Annotated in this window: 17 protein-coding genes; 13 read left to right on the plus strand and 4 right to left on the minus strand. The window is 71.2% G+C overall.

All coding sequences use genetic code 11. The features are described 5' to 3' along the window. Positions 1 to 7 precede the first annotated feature (7 nt). Positions 8 to 694, minus strand: coding sequence for a hypothetical protein (locus tag BM342_RS05365; protein ID WP_092964414.1), 687 nt, complete (start codon positions 692 to 694; stop codon positions 8 to 10). A 261-nt stretch (positions 695 to 955) separates the two neighbouring features. Between BM342_RS05365 and BM342_RS05370 the strand changes: the two genes are divergently transcribed. The 5 genes from BM342_RS05370 to BM342_RS05390 all read left to right on the plus strand — a co-directional run bounded on the left by BM342_RS05370 (position 956) and on the right by BM342_RS05390 (position 6,213). Further along, the gene (locus BM342_RS05370; RefSeq protein ID WP_092964415.1) at positions 956 to 1,552 is read left to right on the plus strand and encodes a TetR/AcrR family transcriptional regulator; all 597 of its coding nucleotides are present in this window, start codon (positions 956 to 958) and stop codon (positions 1,550 to 1,552) included. After that, positions 1,549 to 2,880: a cytosine permease gene (locus BM342_RS05375; protein WP_092964416.1), complete on the plus strand. Its 1,332-nt coding sequence runs from the start codon at positions 1,549 to 1,551 to the stop codon at positions 2,878 to 2,880. The genes BM342_RS05370 and BM342_RS05375 overlap by 4 nt, the downstream gene beginning before the upstream one ends. Next, positions 2,877 to 4,088 carry a DUF917 domain-containing protein gene (locus BM342_RS05380; RefSeq protein ID WP_255368545.1) on the plus strand — a complete coding sequence of 404 codons (1,212 nt, stop codon included), beginning with the start codon at positions 2,877 to 2,879 and terminating at the stop codon, positions 4,086 to 4,088. Before BM342_RS05375 ends, BM342_RS05380 begins: the two co-directional genes overlap by 4 nt. Next, positions 4,088 to 5,665 (plus strand): hydantoinase/oxoprolinase N-terminal domain-containing protein, encoded by a 1,578-nt coding sequence (locus BM342_RS05385; RefSeq protein WP_092964417.1) that lies wholly within the window; start codon positions 4,088 to 4,090, stop codon positions 5,663 to 5,665. The genes BM342_RS05380 and BM342_RS05385 overlap by 1 nt, the downstream gene beginning before the upstream one ends. A 71-nt stretch (positions 5,666 to 5,736) precedes the next feature. After that, positions 5,737 to 6,213: an NUDIX hydrolase gene (locus BM342_RS05390; protein ID WP_092964418.1), complete on the plus strand. Its 477-nt coding sequence runs from the start codon at positions 5,737 to 5,739 to the stop codon at positions 6,211 to 6,213. A gap of 136 nt (positions 6,214 to 6,349) precedes the next feature. Here BM342_RS05390 and BM342_RS05395 read toward each other — a convergent pair whose 3' ends face one another. Beyond that, positions 6,350 to 6,802: an Lrp/AsnC family transcriptional regulator gene (locus BM342_RS05395; RefSeq protein ID WP_092964419.1), complete on the minus strand. Its 453-nt coding sequence runs from the start codon at positions 6,800 to 6,802 to the stop codon at positions 6,350 to 6,352. Between the two features lie 117 nt (positions 6,803 to 6,919). On the opposite strand from BM342_RS05395, the gene BM342_RS05400 reads away from it, so the two are divergent. Next, a complete protein-coding gene (locus tag BM342_RS05400) occupies positions 6,920 to 7,654 on the plus strand; it encodes a LysE family translocator (protein WP_092964420.1) in 735 nt (244 codons plus the stop codon). A 15-nt stretch (positions 7,655 to 7,669) separates the two neighbouring features. Here the strand turns inward: BM342_RS05400 and BM342_RS05405 are convergent, their stop codons facing one another. Further along, complete coding sequence (locus tag BM342_RS05405; protein ID WP_092964421.1) at positions 7,670 to 8,284, minus strand: TetR/AcrR family transcriptional regulator; 615 nt, start codon at positions 8,282 to 8,284, stop codon at positions 7,670 to 7,672. Positions 8,285 to 8,442: 158 nt separating this feature from the next. On the opposite strand from BM342_RS05405, the gene BM342_RS05410 reads away from it, so the two are divergent. From BM342_RS05410 to BM342_RS05420, 3 genes are all read left to right on the plus strand, one after another. Continuing rightward, the gene (locus BM342_RS05410) at positions 8,443 to 9,813 is read left to right on the plus strand and encodes an NAD(P)/FAD-dependent oxidoreductase (RefSeq protein ID WP_092964422.1); all 1,371 of its coding nucleotides are present in this window, start codon (positions 8,443 to 8,445) and stop codon (positions 9,811 to 9,813) included. A gap of 86 nt (positions 9,814 to 9,899) precedes the next feature. After that, positions 9,900 to 10,292, plus strand: a complete 393-nt coding sequence (locus BM342_RS05415) for a cupin domain-containing protein (protein WP_092964423.1) — start codon at positions 9,900 to 9,902, stop codon at positions 10,290 to 10,292. 71 nt (positions 10,293 to 10,363) lie between these two features. After that, complete coding sequence (locus tag BM342_RS05420; protein ID WP_092964424.1) at positions 10,364 to 12,793, plus strand: HAD-IC family P-type ATPase; 2,430 nt, start codon at positions 10,364 to 10,366, stop codon at positions 12,791 to 12,793. On the opposite strand, the gene BM342_RS05425 is transcribed toward BM342_RS05420, so the two are convergent. Further along, positions 12,729 to 13,208: a hypothetical protein gene (locus BM342_RS05425; RefSeq protein ID WP_092964425.1), complete on the minus strand. Its 480-nt coding sequence runs from the start codon at positions 13,206 to 13,208 to the stop codon at positions 12,729 to 12,731. The two genes, BM342_RS05420 and BM342_RS05425, sit on opposite strands and share 65 nt — an antisense overlap. A gap of 142 nt (positions 13,209 to 13,350) precedes the next feature. Between BM342_RS05425 and BM342_RS05430 the strand changes: the two genes are divergently transcribed. From BM342_RS05430 to BM342_RS05445, 4 genes are all read left to right on the plus strand, one after another. Continuing rightward, positions 13,351 to 16,221, plus strand: a complete 2,871-nt coding sequence (locus tag BM342_RS05430; protein ID WP_092964426.1) for a hypothetical protein — start codon at positions 13,351 to 13,353, stop codon at positions 16,219 to 16,221. 128 nt (positions 16,222 to 16,349) lie between these two features. Beyond that, the gene (locus BM342_RS05435; RefSeq protein WP_092964427.1) at positions 16,350 to 16,970 is read left to right on the plus strand and encodes a carboxymuconolactone decarboxylase family protein; all 621 of its coding nucleotides are present in this window, start codon (positions 16,350 to 16,352) and stop codon (positions 16,968 to 16,970) included. Continuing rightward, positions 16,967 to 17,845 carry an RNA polymerase sigma-70 factor gene (locus tag BM342_RS05440; protein WP_092964428.1) on the plus strand — a complete coding sequence of 293 codons (879 nt, stop codon included), beginning with the start codon at positions 16,967 to 16,969 and terminating at the stop codon, positions 17,843 to 17,845. Before BM342_RS05435 ends, BM342_RS05440 begins: the two co-directional genes overlap by 4 nt. A gap of 74 nt (positions 17,846 to 17,919) precedes the next feature. Continuing rightward, positions 17,920 to 18,828, plus strand: a complete 909-nt coding sequence (locus BM342_RS05445; RefSeq protein WP_092964429.1) for an alpha/beta fold hydrolase — start codon at positions 17,920 to 17,922, stop codon at positions 18,826 to 18,828. Positions 18,829 to 18,904 lie beyond the last annotated feature (76 nt).

Below are 18,904 nucleotides of genomic sequence, written 5' to 3' on the forward strand. Positions count from 1 at the left end.
GCGCGCCTCAGCGCGTCGAATCAGCGGATGTCCCGGCAGCACGTGCTGCCGGGACATCCGTCGTCTCCGCCGTCTTCACGCGCCCTGCCCCTTCGGCATGTGCGCTCGCCGCGAGCCGCCGGAACGGGATGCTCGCAGCGGCGTAGAGCACGAGCAGGAGCGCGAGGTCGAGCACGGCGAGCCAGGCGCCGCGCGGGGTGTCGAGTGCGAGCATCGGACCGCGCACCATCGGACCGGCGAGCAGCGCGCCCGCGAGGGCGGAGCCGAGCGCGAGCACGCCGCACACGATCCTCGCCCAGGTCCTCCGCCCCCCGAGCGCGTAGCCGCCCGCGATCGCGGCGAGGGCGACGTACACGGCGCCGCCGCCCAGTCCGTTCGTGAACAGCTCGGCGACCGCACCCGGGCGCAGCAGCGGTGCGATCGCGAAGGCGAGGGGAGCGGCGGCGCACCAGCGCAGCAGGCGCCGCTCCGCCTTCGTCGGGCTCGATCCGACGCTCGAGGCCCACCCGAACGCGGCTCCGACGAGCAGGCCGGGCAGCAGCACCCCGACGAAGGTGCCCCAGCTGAACTGCGACTCGTAGCCCGCGAGCTCTGCCATCCAGGCCCGCAGTGCGCCGGCCCAGGCCAGGCCCGCAACCGCGCCGACGACGACCGCGATCCACCTCGTGCCCCGGGCTCTGCCGTGCTCGTCCATGTCGCCCTCCCACTCTCGGCAACGATGTGCGGTCGTCACGCCGATGCGCCGGCGACGGCGATTCGTGCCACACCATACGCCGCGCGGGCCGTTCCGGCATCCGTGCGTCCACGCAGCGCCCGGGCTTCGCGTTCGGCCGGCTCGGGCGAGCCGTGATCCGTCGCGGTGGGCGCGGTCGTGCGCGAGGCCTCCGACGAAACGCTTGCGCAGCGGCATCCGTGGGTCTACAGTCTCCCTAACTAATGATCGTTAGGCAGGCAGATGACCAGAGCTGACATCCTCTCCGAAGCACGCACCGTGTTCGCGCGAAAGGGGTACGCCGAGGCCAGCCTGCGCGAGATCGCCGGGGCCGTCGGCATCAAGACGCCCTCGCTGTACGCGCACTTCCCCAGCAAGGAGGCGCTGTACGAGGCGGTCTACGCCGAGGTGTCCGTCGAGCACACCGCGTACTTCGAGGAGCTCGCACGTTCGAGTTCCGAGATGCCGCCGCTCGAACGACTCGGACACCTGCTCGGCGGCATCGAGGCGTACTACCGTGACCGCCCCGACCTCGCCGAGTTCAGCCTGCGCGCCGCCATCGCCGAATCCGGGGCGAGCGGTGCGGGGCTCCGCGAGATCTTCCTCGATTCCGAATCGACCCTCGCGAGTGCGGTCAAGCACGCCCACGAGCAGGGAGTCGCCGACGGCAGGTTCGCCGTCGACGACTCCGAAGGCTTCACCGCCCTCTTCCTCGTGGTGATGGACGGGCTGTTCCTCCAGCTCACGCACTACTCACCCGACGTCTACCGCGAGCGCTTCGACCTGGCCTGGCGCCACCTCGCTTCGCTGCTCGCATCCTCCCCCGAAGGATCAGCATGAACACCACCGACTACGAACACGGCGTCGTCCCCGCCGACCAGCGCAAGGGATGGTGGTCGATCGCCGCCGTCTGGATCGCGATCGGCATCGACCTCTCGGGCGCGTTCCTCGGCATCGAGCTCGCCGCGGGCATGGACTTCGGCGCGGCGATGCTCGCGACCTTCGTCGGCTCGACCCTGCTCGGCCTGATGGCCATGGCGTGCGCCTACGTCGGCGCCGTCTCCGGCCTGTCGACCGCGATGATCTCGCGCGTGGTCTTCGGCCGCATCGGAGGCGCCGTGCTCGCCATCGCCCTGAGCCTCAGCCTGCTCGGCTGGTTCGCGGTGCAGGCGGGCTTCTTCGGCTCGAACGCCCAGATCGCGTTCGGCGAGCTCACCGGACTCGACCTCCCGGTCTGGATCTTCACGCTGGTCGGCGGCACCCTCATGGCCCTCACCGCGTTGTGGGGGTACCGCTCGATCTCGAAGCTCAGCTCCCTCGCGGTGCCCGCGCTGCTGGTGCTCCTGCTCCTGGGCGTCATCGTCGGCTTCGCGACGCAGGGGACCGATGGACTCTCGACACCGGTCGACGTCGTCTTCACCTTCGGCGGCGCCGTCTCGCTGGTCATGGCGATCTTCATCCTCGGCGTCGTGACGGCGCCCGACATGGCGCGCTGGGCGAAGACGCCCAGGCAGGCCATGGCCGCGGGCTTCGTCGGGTTCTTCTTCGGCAACTCGATCATCGTCGTCGTCGCACTCGTGCTGGCGCGCGTCATGGGAGAGACCGAGCTCATGACGATCTTCTTCCTGCTGGGGCTCGGCGGCGCCGCGGTGATCGTGCTGATCCTCGCGCAGTGGACCACGAACACCTCGAACATCTACTCGGCCGCCCTCAGCTTCGCGTCGGTCGACGGGCGCCTCAACCGCCGCGTGCTGACCGTCATCGGCGGCGTGGTCGGCATCCTGATCGCCGTGCTCGGCGCGGCCGACGGCTTCATCCCGTTCATCTCGGCCATCGGCATCGTGATCGCCCCGTTCGGCGGCGTGTACGTCGCCGCGTTCGTCGTGGACCACCGTGCGGGCCGGTTCACGCCGGCCGAGCAGGAGCGCGCGGTGCATCCGCTGGCCATCGCGGCCTGGGCGATCGGCATCTTCGTCGCCCTCGCCGCGACGCATCCCGCCGACGGCCTCGGCCTCGGCCTGTTCGACCTCACCACGATCCCGGCGCTCGACGGCCTGCTGGCCGGCTTCGTCGCCTACCTCGTGCTCGGGCTCGTCGCCCGACGGGTCCGGTCGGATGCCGCGGCTCCCGCCCCGGCCGAGCGCGAGCCCGACGAGGTCGCCTCGTGACCCGCGGCGACGCCGTGATCGCCGAGCGGTTCATCACCGAGGCGGATGTCGACGAGATCGCGCTCGGCGCCGCCGTGCTCGGCACCGGCGGAGGAGGCGACCCGCACGTCGGCTCGCTCATCGCGAAGCGGCTCATCCGCCTGCACGGACCCGTGCGGGTGATCGGCGTCGACGACCTGGGCGACGACGACTACGTCGTGCCCATCGGCGGCATCGGCGCCCCCTCGGTCGACATCGAGCGCATCATGGCCGAGTCCGAGCTGGGGCTCGCCCTCGCGGCGCTCGAACGCGTCACGGGGCGTACGCCGACCGCGGTCATGCCGATCGAGATCGGCGGAGGCAACTCGATGATCCCGATCGCCGCGGCCGCGGTGAGCGGCCTGCCGATCGTCGACGCCGACGCGATGGGCCGGGCCTTCCCCGAGGCGCAGATGGTCACGTTCCACCTCGCGGGCTACGGCCCGGGCACGACCGTGCTCGTCGACCACCACGGCAACGAGGTCGTGAGCAGGCCCGTCGACGGGGTCTGGTCGGAGCGGCTCGCGCGCGCCGTGACCATCGAGATGGGCGGTGCGGCGACCATGGTCGACTACGCCTACGGGGGCGACGTCGTGCGAGAGTGCGCGATCCCCGGCACGCTCGAGGTCGCGCGGCGCATCGGGCGGATCCTGCTCGGCCGAGGCGCGAACGCGCTGCGCGACGACGAGCGCGTCGCCGCCCTGTGCGCCGAGCTCGACGCCGTGCGGCTCTTCGACGGCAAGGTCGTCGACCTGCGCCGCCAGTTCGAGGGCGGGTTCACGAAGGGCGCCGCCGAGCTCGAGGGCACGGGCGGCGACCGCGGCCACGCGTTCCGGCTCGACTTCCAGAACGAGATGCTGCTCGCGCGCCGCGACGGCGAACTCGCCGCGGTCACGCCCGACCTGATCGCGGTGCTCGACCAGGCGACCGGCCACCCCATCACGACCGAGGCGCTGCGCTACGGCGCCCGCGTGACCGTGATCGGCATGCCGTGCAACGAGAAGTGGCGCACCGAGGTCGGGCTCGCGAACGCCGGCCCGGCGCACTTCGGCTACGACGTCGACTGGGCGCCCGTCGAGGCGCTCGCCGCGGCGCGAGCCGCCACGGAGGCCGCAGCCCCCGCACCCGCGGCACTCGCAGCGCCCGCCCCGACCCCCGCACCCGAACCCGCACGAGAGGACGCCGCCTGATGGGACATCGCATCGGCATCGACGTCGGCGGCACGAACACCGACGCCGTCATCCTCGACGAGGCGCTGCGCGTCGTCGCGTCCGTCAAGTCGCCCACGACCGAGCACACGGGCGACGGGGTCGCCGCGGCGATCGACGCCGTGCTCGCGGCATCCGGAGTCGACCCGGCGACGATCACGCACGCCATGCTCGGCACGACGCACTGCACCAACGCGATCGTCGAACGGCGTGGCCTCGGCCGCGTCGGCGTGCTGCGTCTCGGTGCGCCTGCGACGACCGCCGTGCCGCCCCTCGAGGGGTGGCCCGCCGACCTTCGAGCGGCGATCGGCGAGCACGCGTACCTCGTGGGCGGCGGCTACGAGGTCGACGGCCGCGTGCTCGCGCCGGTCGACGAGCTCGAGATCCGCGAGGTGTGCGAACGCATGCGCGGCGAGGTCGATGCGGTCGCCGTCGTCGGCGTGTTCTCGCCCATCGACGAACGCCAGGAGGAGCGCGTCGCCGAGCTCGTCGCCGAGGTGCTCGACGTGCCCGTCTCGCGCTCGGCCCGCATCGGCTCGCTCGGCCTGCTCGAGCGCGAGAACGCGACCGTGCTGAACGCGGCGCTCATGCGCACGCTGCGGTCGATGGCCGACGGGTTCGTCGCGGCGCTCTCCGCCCGCGGCATCCCGGCCGAGCCGTTCTTCGGCCAGAACGACGGCACGCTCATGCGGCTCGAGTACGCGCTGGAGTTCCCGGTGCTCACGATCGGGTGCGGGCCGACGAACTCGATCCGCGGCGCCGCGCACCTCTCGGGCGCCCGTGACGCGCTCGTCGTCGACATCGGCGGCACCACGACCGACATCGGCGTGCTCGTCGGCGGGTTCCCGCGCCAGTCGTCACACGCCGTCGACATCGGCGGCATCCGCACGAACTTCCGCATGCCCGACGTGCTCTCGGTCGGCCTCGGCGGCGGCACCGTCGTGCGAGCGGATGCCGCGGCATCCGTCGTCGGCGATGGCGGGCCGGGTGCGCCGGTCGTCGCCCTCGGGCCCGACAGCGTTGGCTACCGGCTGCCCATCGAGGCGCTCGCGTTCGGCGGCGGAACGCTCACCGCGACCGACGTCGCGCTCGCCGTGGGCGGCGCACGCATCGACGGCGTCTCGGCTCCCGAGATCGACCGCCGGGTCGGCGATGCCGCTTGGCGGGCGATCCGGGAGCTGCTCGAGGAGACGATCGACCGCATGAAGCCGAGCGCGGCACCCGTGCCGGTGATCCTCGTGGGCGGCGGCAGCATCATCGCGCCCGACGAGCTCGACAGTGTGGGCGAACTCATCCGCCCCGACCACTTCGGCGCGGCGAACGCGGTGGGCGCCGCCCTCGGCGAGATCGCCGGCCAGGTCGAGCGCATCTACCGCACCGACGGCGACCGCGGCGAGTCCGTCGCCGATGCCGGTCGCGAGGCCGCCGAGCGAGCGCGGCTCGCGGGTGCGGACCCGGACACGATCGAGGTCGTCGCGATCGAGGAGCTGCCCGTGTCGTACATCGACGGGCAGGCCGTGCTCATCCGCGCCCGCGCGGTCGGGCGGCTCGCGGCATGACGTCGGAGAGCGAGCGGATGCCGCGGCGGCCGAACGTGCCGCCGAGGCATCCGCTCGCGTAGCGTGGCCGAATGGCCACTCCCGAATTCGTGCTCGACCTGCGCCGACACATCGGACACGCGCCCATCCCGCTCGTGGGCATCACCGCGGTCGTCGTGCGCGGCGACGAGGTGCTGCTCGGGCGGCGCTCCGACAACGGTGCGCTCACGCCCATCACGGGCATCGTCGACCCGGGCGAGGAGCCGGCGGATGCCGCGGCACGCGAGGCCCTCGAGGAGGCCGGGGTGCGCATCCGCGTCGAGCACCTCGCCTGGGTGCACCAGATGCCGCGCACGACGCACGTGAACGGCGACCAGGTCGACTACCTCGACCTCGTGTTCCGCTGCACGTGGATCGACGGCGACCCGTACCCCGCCGACGGCGAGATGACCGAGGTCGGCTGGTTCGCGCTCGATGACCTCGGCGAGGTGCCCGAATGGCACGTCGAGCGCATCCGCGTCGCCCTCGCCGGCGACGGCCCGACGCGCTTCGAGGGCGGGCTCGGCTGACCCGCTCCCGGTCGTCACCCGTCACCCGGCACCCGTCACCCGGCAACCGTCACCCAGTACCTCACGCGCGGACGCGAATGGTCGCCTCGACACCTCTGAGGCGACCATTCGGGTCCGCGCGATGAGCGAGCGGGGCTCAGATCGGCAGCGGCCGGTCGTCGACGATCGTCTTCATCACGAGGGTCGACTCGACGCGGCGCACGCCGGGCAGCGCCGAGAGCCGCTCGTCCCACAGCCGCTGGTAGGCGGGCAGGTCGGGCACGGCGACGCGCAGCAGGTAGTCGGGGTCGCCGAAGAGCCGCAGCGCCTGGATCACCTCGGGGATCTTCGCGACCGCCTCGTCGAAGGCCGGGATCGTCGCCTGGTTCGCCGACTCCATCGTCACGAACACGAGCGCGCCGAAGCCGAGCCCCACGACCTCGGGGTCGATCACCGCTCGGTACCCGGTGATCGCTCCGGAGGTCTCGAGCGCGCGCAGCCGGCGGTGCGTCGGCGACATGCTCAGCTGCACGCGCTCGGCGAGCTCGGTGAGGCTCTGCCGCCCGTCGAGCTGCAGTTCGGCAAGGATTCTGCGATCGATCGCGTCCATGGGGTGAATCCTTCCACGAAGCAAACGCTGCGGGGTGAACTTCGGAAGCCTCTTCCGGGCGATCCGGCCTAGGTTCGTCGTGTCGACCGAGCCGGTCGCGCGAGAGGAGGCTCCACGATGAACCCCGAGCTGCTGCTCGCCTGCTGGGGCATGATGACGCTCATGGTCGTGCTGCCCGGCCCCGACTGGGCGTACATCATCGCCGCGGGCCTGCACGACCGGTCGATCGTGCCCGCCCTCGCCGGGATCCTCGTCGGCTACCTCGCGGCCGTCGTCGCGGTCGCCGTGGGCGTCGGCGCGGCGGTCGCCGCGCTGCCCCTCGTGCTCGTCGTGCTCACGTTCGGCGCGGCCGGGTACCTCGCCTGGCTCGGCATCCGGGTGCTGCGGCGGCCTCCGGAGGTCGCGACGATCGCCGCCGGGGTTCCGGATGTCCTCGCGGTTCCGGATGCCGCGGCGACCGTGGCGGTGATCGGCGCAGGGCCTGCCGAGGCCGCCGGGCCGCCCGCGGCATCCGCCCCTCCCCGGTCTGCGACGAACCCCTGGCTGCGACTCGCGCAGGGCGCGGGCGTCAGCGGGCTGAACCCCAAGGGCCTGCTCGTGCTCGTCGTGCTGCTGCCGCAGTTCACGGACACCGCGGGTGCGTGGCCGATCCCGGTGCAGCTCGCGGTGCTCGGCCTGATCTTCGTCGGCAATTGCGCGATCGTGTACTCGGTGGTCGGTGCGGGCGCGAAGGCCGTGCTGCGCTCGCGCCCGACCGCGCTGAACGTGGTCTCGCGCGTCTCGGGGGCGGCGATGGTCGTGCTCGCCGTCGTGCTCGTCGCCGAGCAGGTGTCGCATCTCGCGACGGCGTGACGTGCCGGCGGTCGATCAGCGGGAGAGCGCGTCGTCGAACACGAGCGTGCGCAGCAGCAGTTCGAGCGAGGCCTGCACGCGCTCGTCGGTCCAGACAGTGGGATCCTCGACGGCCTTGACCTCGTAGCCGCGGCAGTAGAGGTAGAGGATGTCGGCGATGTGCGCCGCCGTCTCGTGGTCGACCGGCTCGCCGTCGTTCGCGGCGACATGCCCGGCGCCGTCGAGGAACTTGCCGTAGGTGGCATCCGTGACGCCGCGCACGACCTCGTAGGCGTGACGGTTCGCGCCGCGCACGTCGGCGATGACCTCGATCCAGAGGCTGCGCAGCACGTTCTCCTCGGGGGAGGAGGAGCACATCCAGCGGGTCAGGGCGGCGAGGCGCTCGACGCCGACGAGGTCGCCGAGGTGCTCGCGGCGCTCGACGTCCCACTGGGTCCGCGCGTGGTCGAGGGCGTTGGCCATGAGGTGCGCGCGCGAGGGCACGAAGTTGGTGATGTACGCGGTCGAGCGCTCGAGCCGCTCGGCGACGGCCCGCAGGGTGACGGCGCGCGTGCCGCGTTCGCGCGCGACCTCGACCGTTGCGCGGGCGATGTCGGCGAGGCGTTCGTCGGTGTCGACGTCGATCGGCACGGGCGCTCCTCTGCGGTCGGGGGCGGCCGCGGCATCCGCTCGTCGGCCTCGGTTGACAGCCTGCCATGTCGCCGCTACGTTTCAAAACACTGTTGTAAAACAGGCGGATATCTCAGCGACGCGGATGCCTCGGCGACCCGCCCCCGGAAGGAACCCCCATGACGACGAACGGCGGCGTCTCGTTCTGGCTCCAGCAGGTCGGCATGCCGACCCCCCGTGCGATCCTGCCCGGCGACCTCGACGTCGACGTCGCGATCGTCGGTGCGGGATACACCGGCCTCTGGGCGGCGTACTACCTCAAGCGCGACCAGCCCGACCTCAGGGTGGCCGTGCTCGAACGCCGCTTCGCGGGCTACGGCGCGTCGGGCCGCAACGGCGGCTGGCTCACCAACTCGGTCACCGGCGGCCGCGCGCAGTACGTCAAGCAGCACGGCCGCGACGCCGCCATCGCCCAGCAGGTCGCGCTCAACGAGGCCGTCGACGAGGTCATCAGGGTCGCGGGCGTCGAGCGCATCGACGCGGACATCCGCAAGGGCGGCGAGCTGAACGTCGCGACCACGCCCGCCCAGCTCGCGCGGCTGCGGGGCTACGCGGCCTCCGAGCAGGACTGGCCCGCGACCGACCTCGTGCTGCTCGACGCCCGGCAGGCCGCCGATCGCGTGAACGTCTTCGGCGTGCTCGGCGCGGCCTGGCATCCGCACTGCGCGCGAGTGCACCCCGCCAAGCTCGTGCTCGGCCTCGCCGCCGCCGTCGAGCGACTCGGCGTCACGATCTACGAGAACACGACCGTCACCGAGATCCGCCCGGGCGAGGCGCGCACCGAGCACGGCACCGTTCGCGCCGCACACGTGCTGCGCGCGACCGAGGGCTTCACGCCCGACCTGCACGGCGAGCACCGCACGTGGCTGCCCATGAACTCCTCGCTCATCGTGACCGAGCCGCTCGCGGCATCCGTCTGGGACGAGATCGGCTGGAACGAGCGCGACACGCTCGGCGACATGGCGCACGTGTACATGTACGCCCAGCGCACCGCCGACGACCGCATCGCGTTCGGCGGGCGCGGCGTGCCCTACCGCTACGGCTCGCGCGTCGACCAGGACGGTCGCACCCAGGAGCGCACGATCGAGAGCCTCGGCGCGCTGCTCGCGCGGTTCTTCCCGAGTGCAGCGGATGCCGCGATCGACCATGCCTGGTCGGGGGTGCTCGGCGTGCCGCGCGACTGGGCGGCCACCGTCGGCCACGACCCGGCGACCGGCCTCGGCTGGGCCGGTGGATACGTCGGCACGGGTGTCACCGCGACGAACCTCGCCGGCCGCACGCTGCGCGACCTCGTGCTCGGGCACGACACCGAGCTCACCCGCCTGCCGTGGGTGGGTCACCGCGCGCGCAAGTGGGAGGTCGAGCCGCTGCGGTGGCTCGCCGTGCAGGCGATCTACGGCGCCTACCACGCGGCCGATCGCGCCGAGCTGCGCGGCCGCGCGACCACCTCGCCCATCGCGCACGTCGCCGACCTCGTCGCCGGGCGCTGAGGCGCGCCCCGACCCCGGCTCGACCTCGCGCCGGCTCCGTTCCGACCCCGCCCCGACCCCGCTCCGACCCCGCAGAGGAGAACTCCATGCCCGAGACATCCGCACCCCGCCCTTCGATCGCGACCGTCGCCGGCCTCGACCCGCTCGCTCGCGACCTCGGCGCCCGCACGCCGAAGCCGACCGCGACCACCGACGGCGTGCTCGAGGCGTCCGCGACCCTGTGGGCCCGTGCCGGGCTCGACGTCGGCTACTGGGAGTGCACGCCCGGGCGCTTCACCGCGACCCGCGACGGCTACACCGAGATCTGCCAGTTCCTCGAGGGGCGGGTCGTGATCGAGGTCGACGGCGAGGCGCCGATCACGCTCGGCGCCGGCGACACGCTCGTGATGCCGAGCGGATGGCGCGGCGTCTGGCACGTGCTCGAAACCGTTCGCAAGCTCTACGTCACCATCGACGACACGACGGATCCGGCCGCGTAGAGCCCACTTCAGCCGAGCGCGCGCTCCGCCCCGCACTGCCCCGATCGCGCGCCCGCCGGTAGTCTCGCCCCATGAGCGCGACGGATGTCGAGACTCCCGTGGGCCTGACCGAAGCCGAGGTGGCGCAGCGCGTCGCCGACGGACGCACGAACGCGTTCTCGCAGCAGTCGAGCCGCAGCGCCGCGAGCATCATCCGCGCGAACGTGCTCACGCTGTTCAACGGCATCATCGCCGCGTGCTTCCTCGTGCTGCTCCTGCTCGGCCGCTGGCAGGACGCGCTCTTCGGGTTCAGCGCGATCGCGAACACGATCATCGGCTCGGTGCAGGAGTTCCGGGCCAAGGCCGCCCTCGACAAGCTCGCGCTCCTGCACGCGCCGCGTGCGCGGGTGCGTCGCGCCGGCGACGCGCAGGAGATCGCCGTCGCCGACGTCGTACTCGACGACCTGCTCGTGCTGCGCGCGGGCGATCAGGTTCCGGCAGACGCGCGCGTCGTGGCATCCGCCCACCTGCAGCTCGACGAGTCGATGCTCACGGGGGAGTCGGACGCGGTCGACAAGGTGCCGGGCGACGAGGTGCTGTCGGGTTCGATCGTGATCGCCGGCGAGGGCGAGGCCGTCGTGGTCAGGGTCGGCGCCGACTCGTTCGCCAACAAGCTCGCCGCCGAGGCGAAGAAGTTCTCGCTCGTCGCGAGCGAGCTGCGTTCGTCGATCGACAAGGTGCTGCGGGTCGTGAGCTGGATCGTGGGGCCGATCGCGCTGCTCGTCTTCAACGCGCAGATCATGGTGTTCGGCGGCTGGGAGCAGGCGTTCGAGTCGGGGGACTGGCGCCAGGCCGCGGTGAACACGATCGCTGCGCTCGTGGCGATGATCCCGCTCGGACTCGTGCTCATGACGAGCATCGCGTTCGCGGTCGGCGCGGTGAAGCTCGCCGGACAGCAGGTGCTCGTGCAGGAACTCGCCGCAGTCGAGGGCCTCGCGCGGGTCGACCTCATCTGCCTCGACAAGACCGGCACTCTGACCGAGGGCACCATCGCGTTCGACGCCGAGCACCCGGTCGACGGTGGCGTCACCCCAGACGGTTGGCGCCGCGCGCTCGCATGGGCCGGCGGCGATCCCGAGGCGAACGCCACCGCCCGCTGTCTCGCCGAGGCGTACCGCGACGCACCCTCGCATGAGCCGATCGCACGCATCCCGTTCTCGTCCGCTCGCAAGTGGAGCGCCTTCGAGTTCGCCGCCGGTTCGGATGCGGCGACGGATGCCCCGACGGATGCCGCGGGCAGCTGGGTGCTCGGCGGGCCCGAGATGGTCTTCCCCGACAACCGGCTCGCGGGCGATGCGCGCGAGCTCGCGGCATCCGGGCTCCGCACCCTCGTGCTCGCACACTCGACGTCGCCGCTCGACGAGGAGGCCGAGGCGCTTCCGGCCGGGCTCACGCCGGTCGCGCTGCTGACCTTCCGCGAGCGCATCCGCACCGACGCCGCCGAGACGCTCGCGTACTTCGCCGAGCAGGGCGTCGCCGTGCGCATCATCTCGGGCGACAACCCCGACACCGTCGCGGCCATCGCCCGGAGCGTCGGCCTCGACGCGGCGGTCGGGTTCGACGCGCGGCAGCTGCCCGAGGACCCCGCGGAGCTGTCCGAGCTGCTGCAGCGGCACCTCGTGTTCGGCCGCGTGACGCCCCAGCAGAAGAAGGCCATCGTGGTCGCGCTGAAGGAGGCGGGCCACACGGTCGCGATGACGGGCGACGGGGTGAACGACGCGCTCGCCATCAAGGAGGCCGACATGGGCATCGCGATGGAGTCGGGCGCCGCGGCCACCAAGGCGGTCGCGCGCATCGTGCTGCTCGACGGCCGGTTCTCGCACCTGCCGAGGGTCGTGGCCGAGGGGCGGCAGGTGATCGCGAACATCGAGCGCGTCTCGATGCTGTTCCTCACCAAGACCGTCTACGCAACGGGGCTGGCGGTGCTCTTCGGCCTGTTCGTGCTGCAGTTCCCCTTCCTGCCGCGCCAGTTGTCGGTCATCGACGGGCTCACGATCGGCATCCCGGCGTTCTTCCTCGCGCTCATGCCCAACGCGCGCCGGTACGTGCCCGGCTTCCTGCGGCGATCGCTGAGCTTCGCGATCCCGACGGGCGTCGTCGTGGCGGTCGCGCTCTTCGTCTACAGCTGGTTGGCGACGCAGGCCGGCATCGGTCAGGACGAGCTGCGCACCGGATCCACGCTGCTGCTGACCATCATCGGGCTCTGGATCCTCACGGTGCTCTCGCGTCCGATCGACGGCTGGAAGATCCTCATCATCGGGTCGATGATGCTCGGCCTGATCCTCGTCTACTCGGTGCCGCTCGTCACGGAGTTCCTGGTCTTCGTCGATCCGTCGATCGTGACCGCCGCGCTCGTGCTCGTCGTGTCGGTCGTGAGCATCGCGCTCATCGAGGTGATCAGGTTCGTGCACCTGCGCTACGTGCGAAGAACCGCGCGGTTCGACCCGTCCACAGCACCGTGATCGCGCCGGCCACGAGCACGAGGTCCACGATCACGAACCATTGATCCGGCGAGGCGATCAGGATGACCGCGTCGAGTGCGATCGTCAGGCCGAGCAGGACGGTCACGAGCACGCGGGCGTCGCGCCTCGCACGCGTGAGCCCGGCGGCGATCGTGATCACGAACAGGCCGAGCAGCACGACGCAGGCCCCCACGACGGTGACGACGAAGCGTTCGCTCGCGCTCGTGTCGGGCAGGTAGCGGCCGAACATCACCGCGATGCCCGCGACGATCTGCGCGATGCCCGTGACGTACCCGAGCACGACCGCCACGACGAGCTCTGCGGGCGGGCGGTGCGGCGCGTGACGCAGACCCGTCTCGACCTCGACGGCCGGTTCGTCCGGCGGGTCGAGCGTCGGATCGGACTGGTCGCTCATACCGGCGACCCTAGCCGAGTCCGTCCAGCCCGTACGAGCGAATCCGCGACGTCCTCGAGCAGGCGCCCTCGCTCTGGGGGCTTCTCGTGAGGATTTGTCAGGTTATAGGATCTGGTCGTCATCAGCCCCGGGGGGAGGTTCGATGAACCGGCAGCCGACGGTGCTCGAACTGCGGGTCCACGGGATCGCCAACGCGCCGCCTGCGGCGATGCTCTGCGTCGCCGAAGACGAGGTTGTTCGCGTCGACGGCGACGAATTCGGTTCGTTCTGGATGGCTGCCGACCCTCCGGAAGACGAATCGGACCTCCGTACCGAGGCCTACTCGTGGGGCAATCTCGCCCGTAGTGGCGGCTCGGCACTCGCGGTGATCAGTCGTGCACTCGTGCACCTCGGTTGGCTCTTCGTGCTCCCGTTCGGGCTGTGCAATCTCGCATACTGGGCCAGACGCCAGATCCCCGGCGAGGAAGCCAGCTCCCGATGGTGGGACGGCGGGCCCGGAGCGATCGCCATCCGCATGTTCGCTGTCCTCCAGACACTTTTCTACGTCGTCGCCTTCATGTCGGTGAGCGTCGACCTGATCGCGGTCCAGTGCCTCCGCGATCACCAGCCGTGTGCTGCTTTGCCCGGGTGGCTCGACGGCATCGCAGCCCTCGGCCCGTTGCAACGGTCCGCCGTGTTCGGCATCCTCCCGATACTGGTCATCCTCGTGATCTACCTGATCGGGCTGCGGGCGAGAGGACAGTTCGACCCGAACCGCGACGTCTCCGACACGATCACCCGGACGGAGGCCGCGGAGGATCGGAAGCAGCGAAGCAACGCACTGCGCTGGATGCGCGGCGAACGCCCGAAGCCGGGGGAGTTCCCGCCGCTGCTCGAATCGAAGGGGTTCTGGCGCCGTTCGAAGGTGGCGCATACCTCAGAACGTGCGCACTTCGCTGCATCGATCGCGCTCGTGCTGTTCCTGCTCGCCTGGGATGCGTGGATCGGGGCGGCGGGCAACGGGCATGAGTGGGACCCGGCGTCCTGGTTGTCGCTGGATCCGGCTGGGCACTTGGTGCCGCTCATCGGTGTCCTCGCGGGGGCCGCGCTGCTCGCTGGATCGCTGGTCATGACCGCGGCCGCCGGACTGTCCAACGCCCGGTGGTCGACGAGATCCAAGCGTGCGTGGTCGTCCGTCCTCCTCGTCGGTTCGGTCTGCGCCTACCTGGCTTGGCTGATCTGGACGTTCATGCCCGACTCGACCGATGTCCCTGACGACGGCAAGGCACTCGGCCTGGCGATCGCCCCGGGGGTCATCAGCACGATCTGCGCCCTCATCGCCGTCGCCAGCCTGACATGGGGCTACGGCTGGCAGCGACCGATCGCGTGGGTGCTGCTTACCGGCGCCTTCGTCTCGGTCGTCGTGGCGGAGGTCTGGCGCGAGCAGTTCGGCTCGGCATGGCAGCGCTGGTGGTCGATCGCCGCGATCGGGTTGACACTCCTCGCCGTGATCGCCGGCTACACCTTGCACTCGAGGCACGAAAAGACGGCGAGGAGGCTACTCGGATGGCACGGGAACGCAGCAGCGGTCGCGTTGCTGGTCGCGCTCTTCGCGTCACTCGTCATCACCAGCCTGATGGTCGTCGGGGCATACGCCTGGCTCGCAGCGCCCGCGGGATCGCCGAAGATCAGCGGATTCCGTCGAGCGATCCTCGAGCCCGGTGAACCACCGCTCGATCCGCCGCTCTTCTACCAGCGCTTTGCTGCGAGCCTCGTCGCGATCCTCGGCATCCTCATCGTCGTCGTGGCCATCGGGGCCAGCAGTGCCCTGCGCCGTTATGCGCGGTTCACCGTGCCGACCCTCAGACCTCCTGCCGCGAACGCCGCGACCTCGCCGGACCGCAATCGTGCCGGAACGGCCGATCCGACGGCCGACTACCCCCGAGGGCTCAAGGACCATGACGAGAAGGATCGCAAGGTCGTCTCGGCGCGAAGAGTCGCGAGCCTCGCGCACCGAGGCGAGCCGATGCTGCGGTTGCTCGCGATCCTCACCGCGGTCGCATTGGTGCCGCTCGCGGTTCCATACGCCGCCGAATACCTTGCAGGCCAGGAATTCTGGCAACGGCTGACGGACCTATCGTCTTGGGCGCTCGGGCTTCTCTCGCTGGCAGCGGTGGCGTGGGTCGTCACGAACGCGGCCACGTCCACCGAACGACCACTCGGATTGGTCTGGGACATCATCTGCTTCTTTCCGCGGGCCGGCCACCCGTTCACGCCGCCGTGCTACGCGGAGCGCACCGTGCCAGAGATGCAGGAGCGCCTCGGCGAATGGCTCCATGGCGAAGGCTCGGAGGGTCGTCGGGTCATCATCGCGGCGCACTCGATGGGTGCGACGCTCGCTGTCGCGGCAATTTTCGCCATGCACGGCGCTGAATTGGAGGAGGCCCAGCGTCGGCGGGAGGCCGGAGAGCCGCTCGGGCCCCCCGATACGTCGCGCATCGCATTGCTCACCTACGGCGTGCAGCTCCGCGCATACTTCAGCAGGTTCTTCCCGGAGGTTTTCGGAGCCCGGGTGCTCGGGGTACACGGAACGGTCGGTCCGAAGCTGTTCGCGCTCGACCCATGGGAGGAGCAGGTCCGACGTGAGTGGATCGACCGCCAGCAACCGATCCCCGCGCCGGAGGAACCGCCATCGCTGGTCGATCTGCTCGGCGGCGACCTTCAATCAAGACAGGCACCGCGTTGGCGGAGCCTCTGGCGCCGCACCGACTACCTCGGATTCCCGGTGTCGAGTTATCGATCGAAGGGGAACCTGATCGACCGCGGCGCGACCGAACGTGCACCGAGGACCTACCTGTGGACCGTCGCCCGCCACAACGGGTATCTCGACACTCAGCAGTACCGGCTCGCTCGGGCGGAACTGCTGGCGATGTTCACGGCCACGCGCAGGCGGCGCGGTGGCAGCCGCACCGGTCGACTCCTGAGTCGGCCCGACTCATCGACGCCATCACCGCAGCACACGTCGACGGTGTGACGGTTACCGGGCCCTCGTCCCAACGTTCCTCCACGACGGATGTCACACGCGCGCGTCGGCTGGTGTCTCCATGTCGACGGATCATCCGGGAACCGAACCCCGGCCGTCGATGATCGCAGGAGGACACGATGACCACCCAGACCCGCATCCCCCCGACCGAGCTGACCGGAGTCTTCGGCGCCGTCGTGAAGGTCGCCGCCCGCCGCATGCTCGGCCGGGTGCCCGATTCGATGGGCGTGCTCGCGCATCATCCCGCGCTCATGCGGGCATCGATGGGCATCGGCCGCAAGGTCGAGGCGATGCACGAGCTCGACCGGAACCTCGCGAGCTACGCCGTGATGGCGACGGCCGCGACGATCGGCTGCAGCTGGTGCCTCGACTTCAACTACTACAAGGCGCACAACGAGGGCCTCGACGAGGACAAGGCCCGGGAGGTGCCGAACTGGCGTGCATCCACCGCGTTCACCCCGCTCGAACGCGACGTCATGGAGTACGCCGAGGCGATGAGCCAGACCCCGCCTGCCGTCACCGACGAGCTCTCGGCCGCGCTGCTCGCGGCACTCGGGCCGGCAGCGCTCATCGAGCTCACCGCCAAGGTCGCGTTCATGAACATGAGCTCGCGCATGAACGTGGCGCTCGGCATCCACTCCGAGGGCTACGCCGACGCGTGCGAGCTGCCCCCGCTCGCGCAGCGCGCGACGGTCGCATCGACGGATGCCGCGGCATCCGTCGTAGGCTCTGGCTCATGATCGACGACGACCCGTTCGTCACCCATCGTGGGCTGCTCTTCACGGTGGCCTACGAGATGCTCGGCTCCGCGGCCGACGCCGAAGACGTGCTGCAGGAGTCGTGGCTGCGCTGGGATGCGACCGACCGCAGCGAGGTGCGCGACCCTCGCGCGTACCTGGTGCGCGTCGTGACGCGACAGGCGCTGAACCACCTGCGCGCGAGGGCGCGCCTTCGCGAGTCGTACGTGGGGGAGTGGCTGCCCGAGCCTCTGCTCACGAGCCCGGATGTCGCCGACGACGTCGAGCTCGCCGAGAGCGTCTCGATCGCGATGCTCACGGTGCTCGAGACCCTCGGGCCGACCGAGCGCGCGGTGTTCGTGCTGCGGGAGGTCTTCGACGTGCCGTACGACGAGATCGCATCGGCCGTCGACAAGTCCCCGGCGGCGGTGCGGCAGATCGCGCACCGCGCGAAGGAGCACGTCGCCGCACGGCGACCGCGGGTGACGGTCGAGCGCGCCGAGCAGGAGGCCGTCGTCGCCCGGTTCGTCGCGGCCGTGAACTCGGGCGACCTCCAGGGCCTCATGGACGTGCTCGCGCCCGACGTGGTGTCGGTCGCCGACGGCGGCGGGTTCGTGAAGGGCGCCGCGCGCCGCCCCATCGTCGGGGCCGACAAGATCGCCCGCTACCTGCTCGGCGGGCTCGCGAAGCTCGGGCTGCCGTTCGAGGCGCGGCCGACGTGGGTGAACGGGCATCCGGCGATCCGTGGAGAGGTCGACGGCGCACTCGCCGGAGCCATCTGCTTCGAGGTCGAGGGCGGGCGCATCACGCGCATCTTCTCGATCGCGAACCCGCACAAGCTGGGTCGGCTCGACGCCGAGGCGTCGTTGGTGCGGTGACGGAGGGCTGCTGGGCCCTGCACGGCGCTGCGCAACCCCGTGACGCGGCGTGCCCGCCCGGGCATCATGGTCGCATGCGCGATCAGGCCGGAGTGACGGATGCCGCGTTGCGAGCGCTGCGCGTCGAGCGTCCCGACGGCGCCGTGCTCGCGACCGAGGTCGCGGGTGACGCCCGGCATCCGCTCGTCCTGCTCGTCGCCGGCGCCGAGTGCTCGATGGACTGGTGGCGGCCGGAGTTCTGCGGCGCGATCGTCGAGCGCGGATTCCGCGTGGCGCGCTACGACCAGCGCGGCACGGGCCGCACCACCCGCGGCCGTGCGGGAGAGCGGCTGGGCGGGCTCGGCACGGCGGTCGACGACGCGATCGCGGTGCTCGAGGCGGTCGCGGAGGTCGACGGATGCCGCGCGCAGGCGCACTGGCTCGGACTCTCGGCCGGCGGGTTCGCGGTGCAGGTGGTGGCGATCGAGCATCCGGGACTCGTGCTGTCGCTCACGCTCATCGCCACCCGACCGGCGAGCCCGTACGACCCGGATGTCGACCTGCCTCCGGTCTCGGAGCGCATGATGCGCGCGTGGGCCGACCCGGTGCCCGAGCCGGATTGGGCCGACGAGGCATCTGTCGTCGAGTACCACGTCGACGTCGACCGCGCCTACGCCGGAACGGAGTTCGACGAGGCGCACGAACGCGCCATCTGGACCGCGACCGTGCGCAGGTCGCCCGATCGCCACCGTGACGAGCCGGAGCCCGACGTCATCGTCGAGCCGGCGCGCTGGCGCGAGCGGCTCTCGGAGATCCGCGTGCCGACGACCGTGCTGCACGGCACCGATGACCCGCTGTTCCCGATCGGCAACGGGGAGGCGCTCGCCGCGGACATCCCCGGAGCCCGGTTCGTCGCCCTCGACGGGGTCGGTCACGAGTTGCCGCCCCGAGCGTGGCCGCCCGTGATCGCGGCCGTCACCGCGTCGGCACGAGCCGTGCGGTGAGCATCCGGGTTAGACAAGAGATTTTGTCTTGACAAATTCATTTGTCAAGAGGAGACTCGTCCTGTGAGCACGGACC

Source organism: Agromyces sp. CF514 (assembly GCF_900113185.1).
In the GTDB taxonomy this organism is placed as follows: domain Bacteria; phylum Actinomycetota; class Actinomycetes; order Actinomycetales; family Microbacteriaceae; genus Agromyces.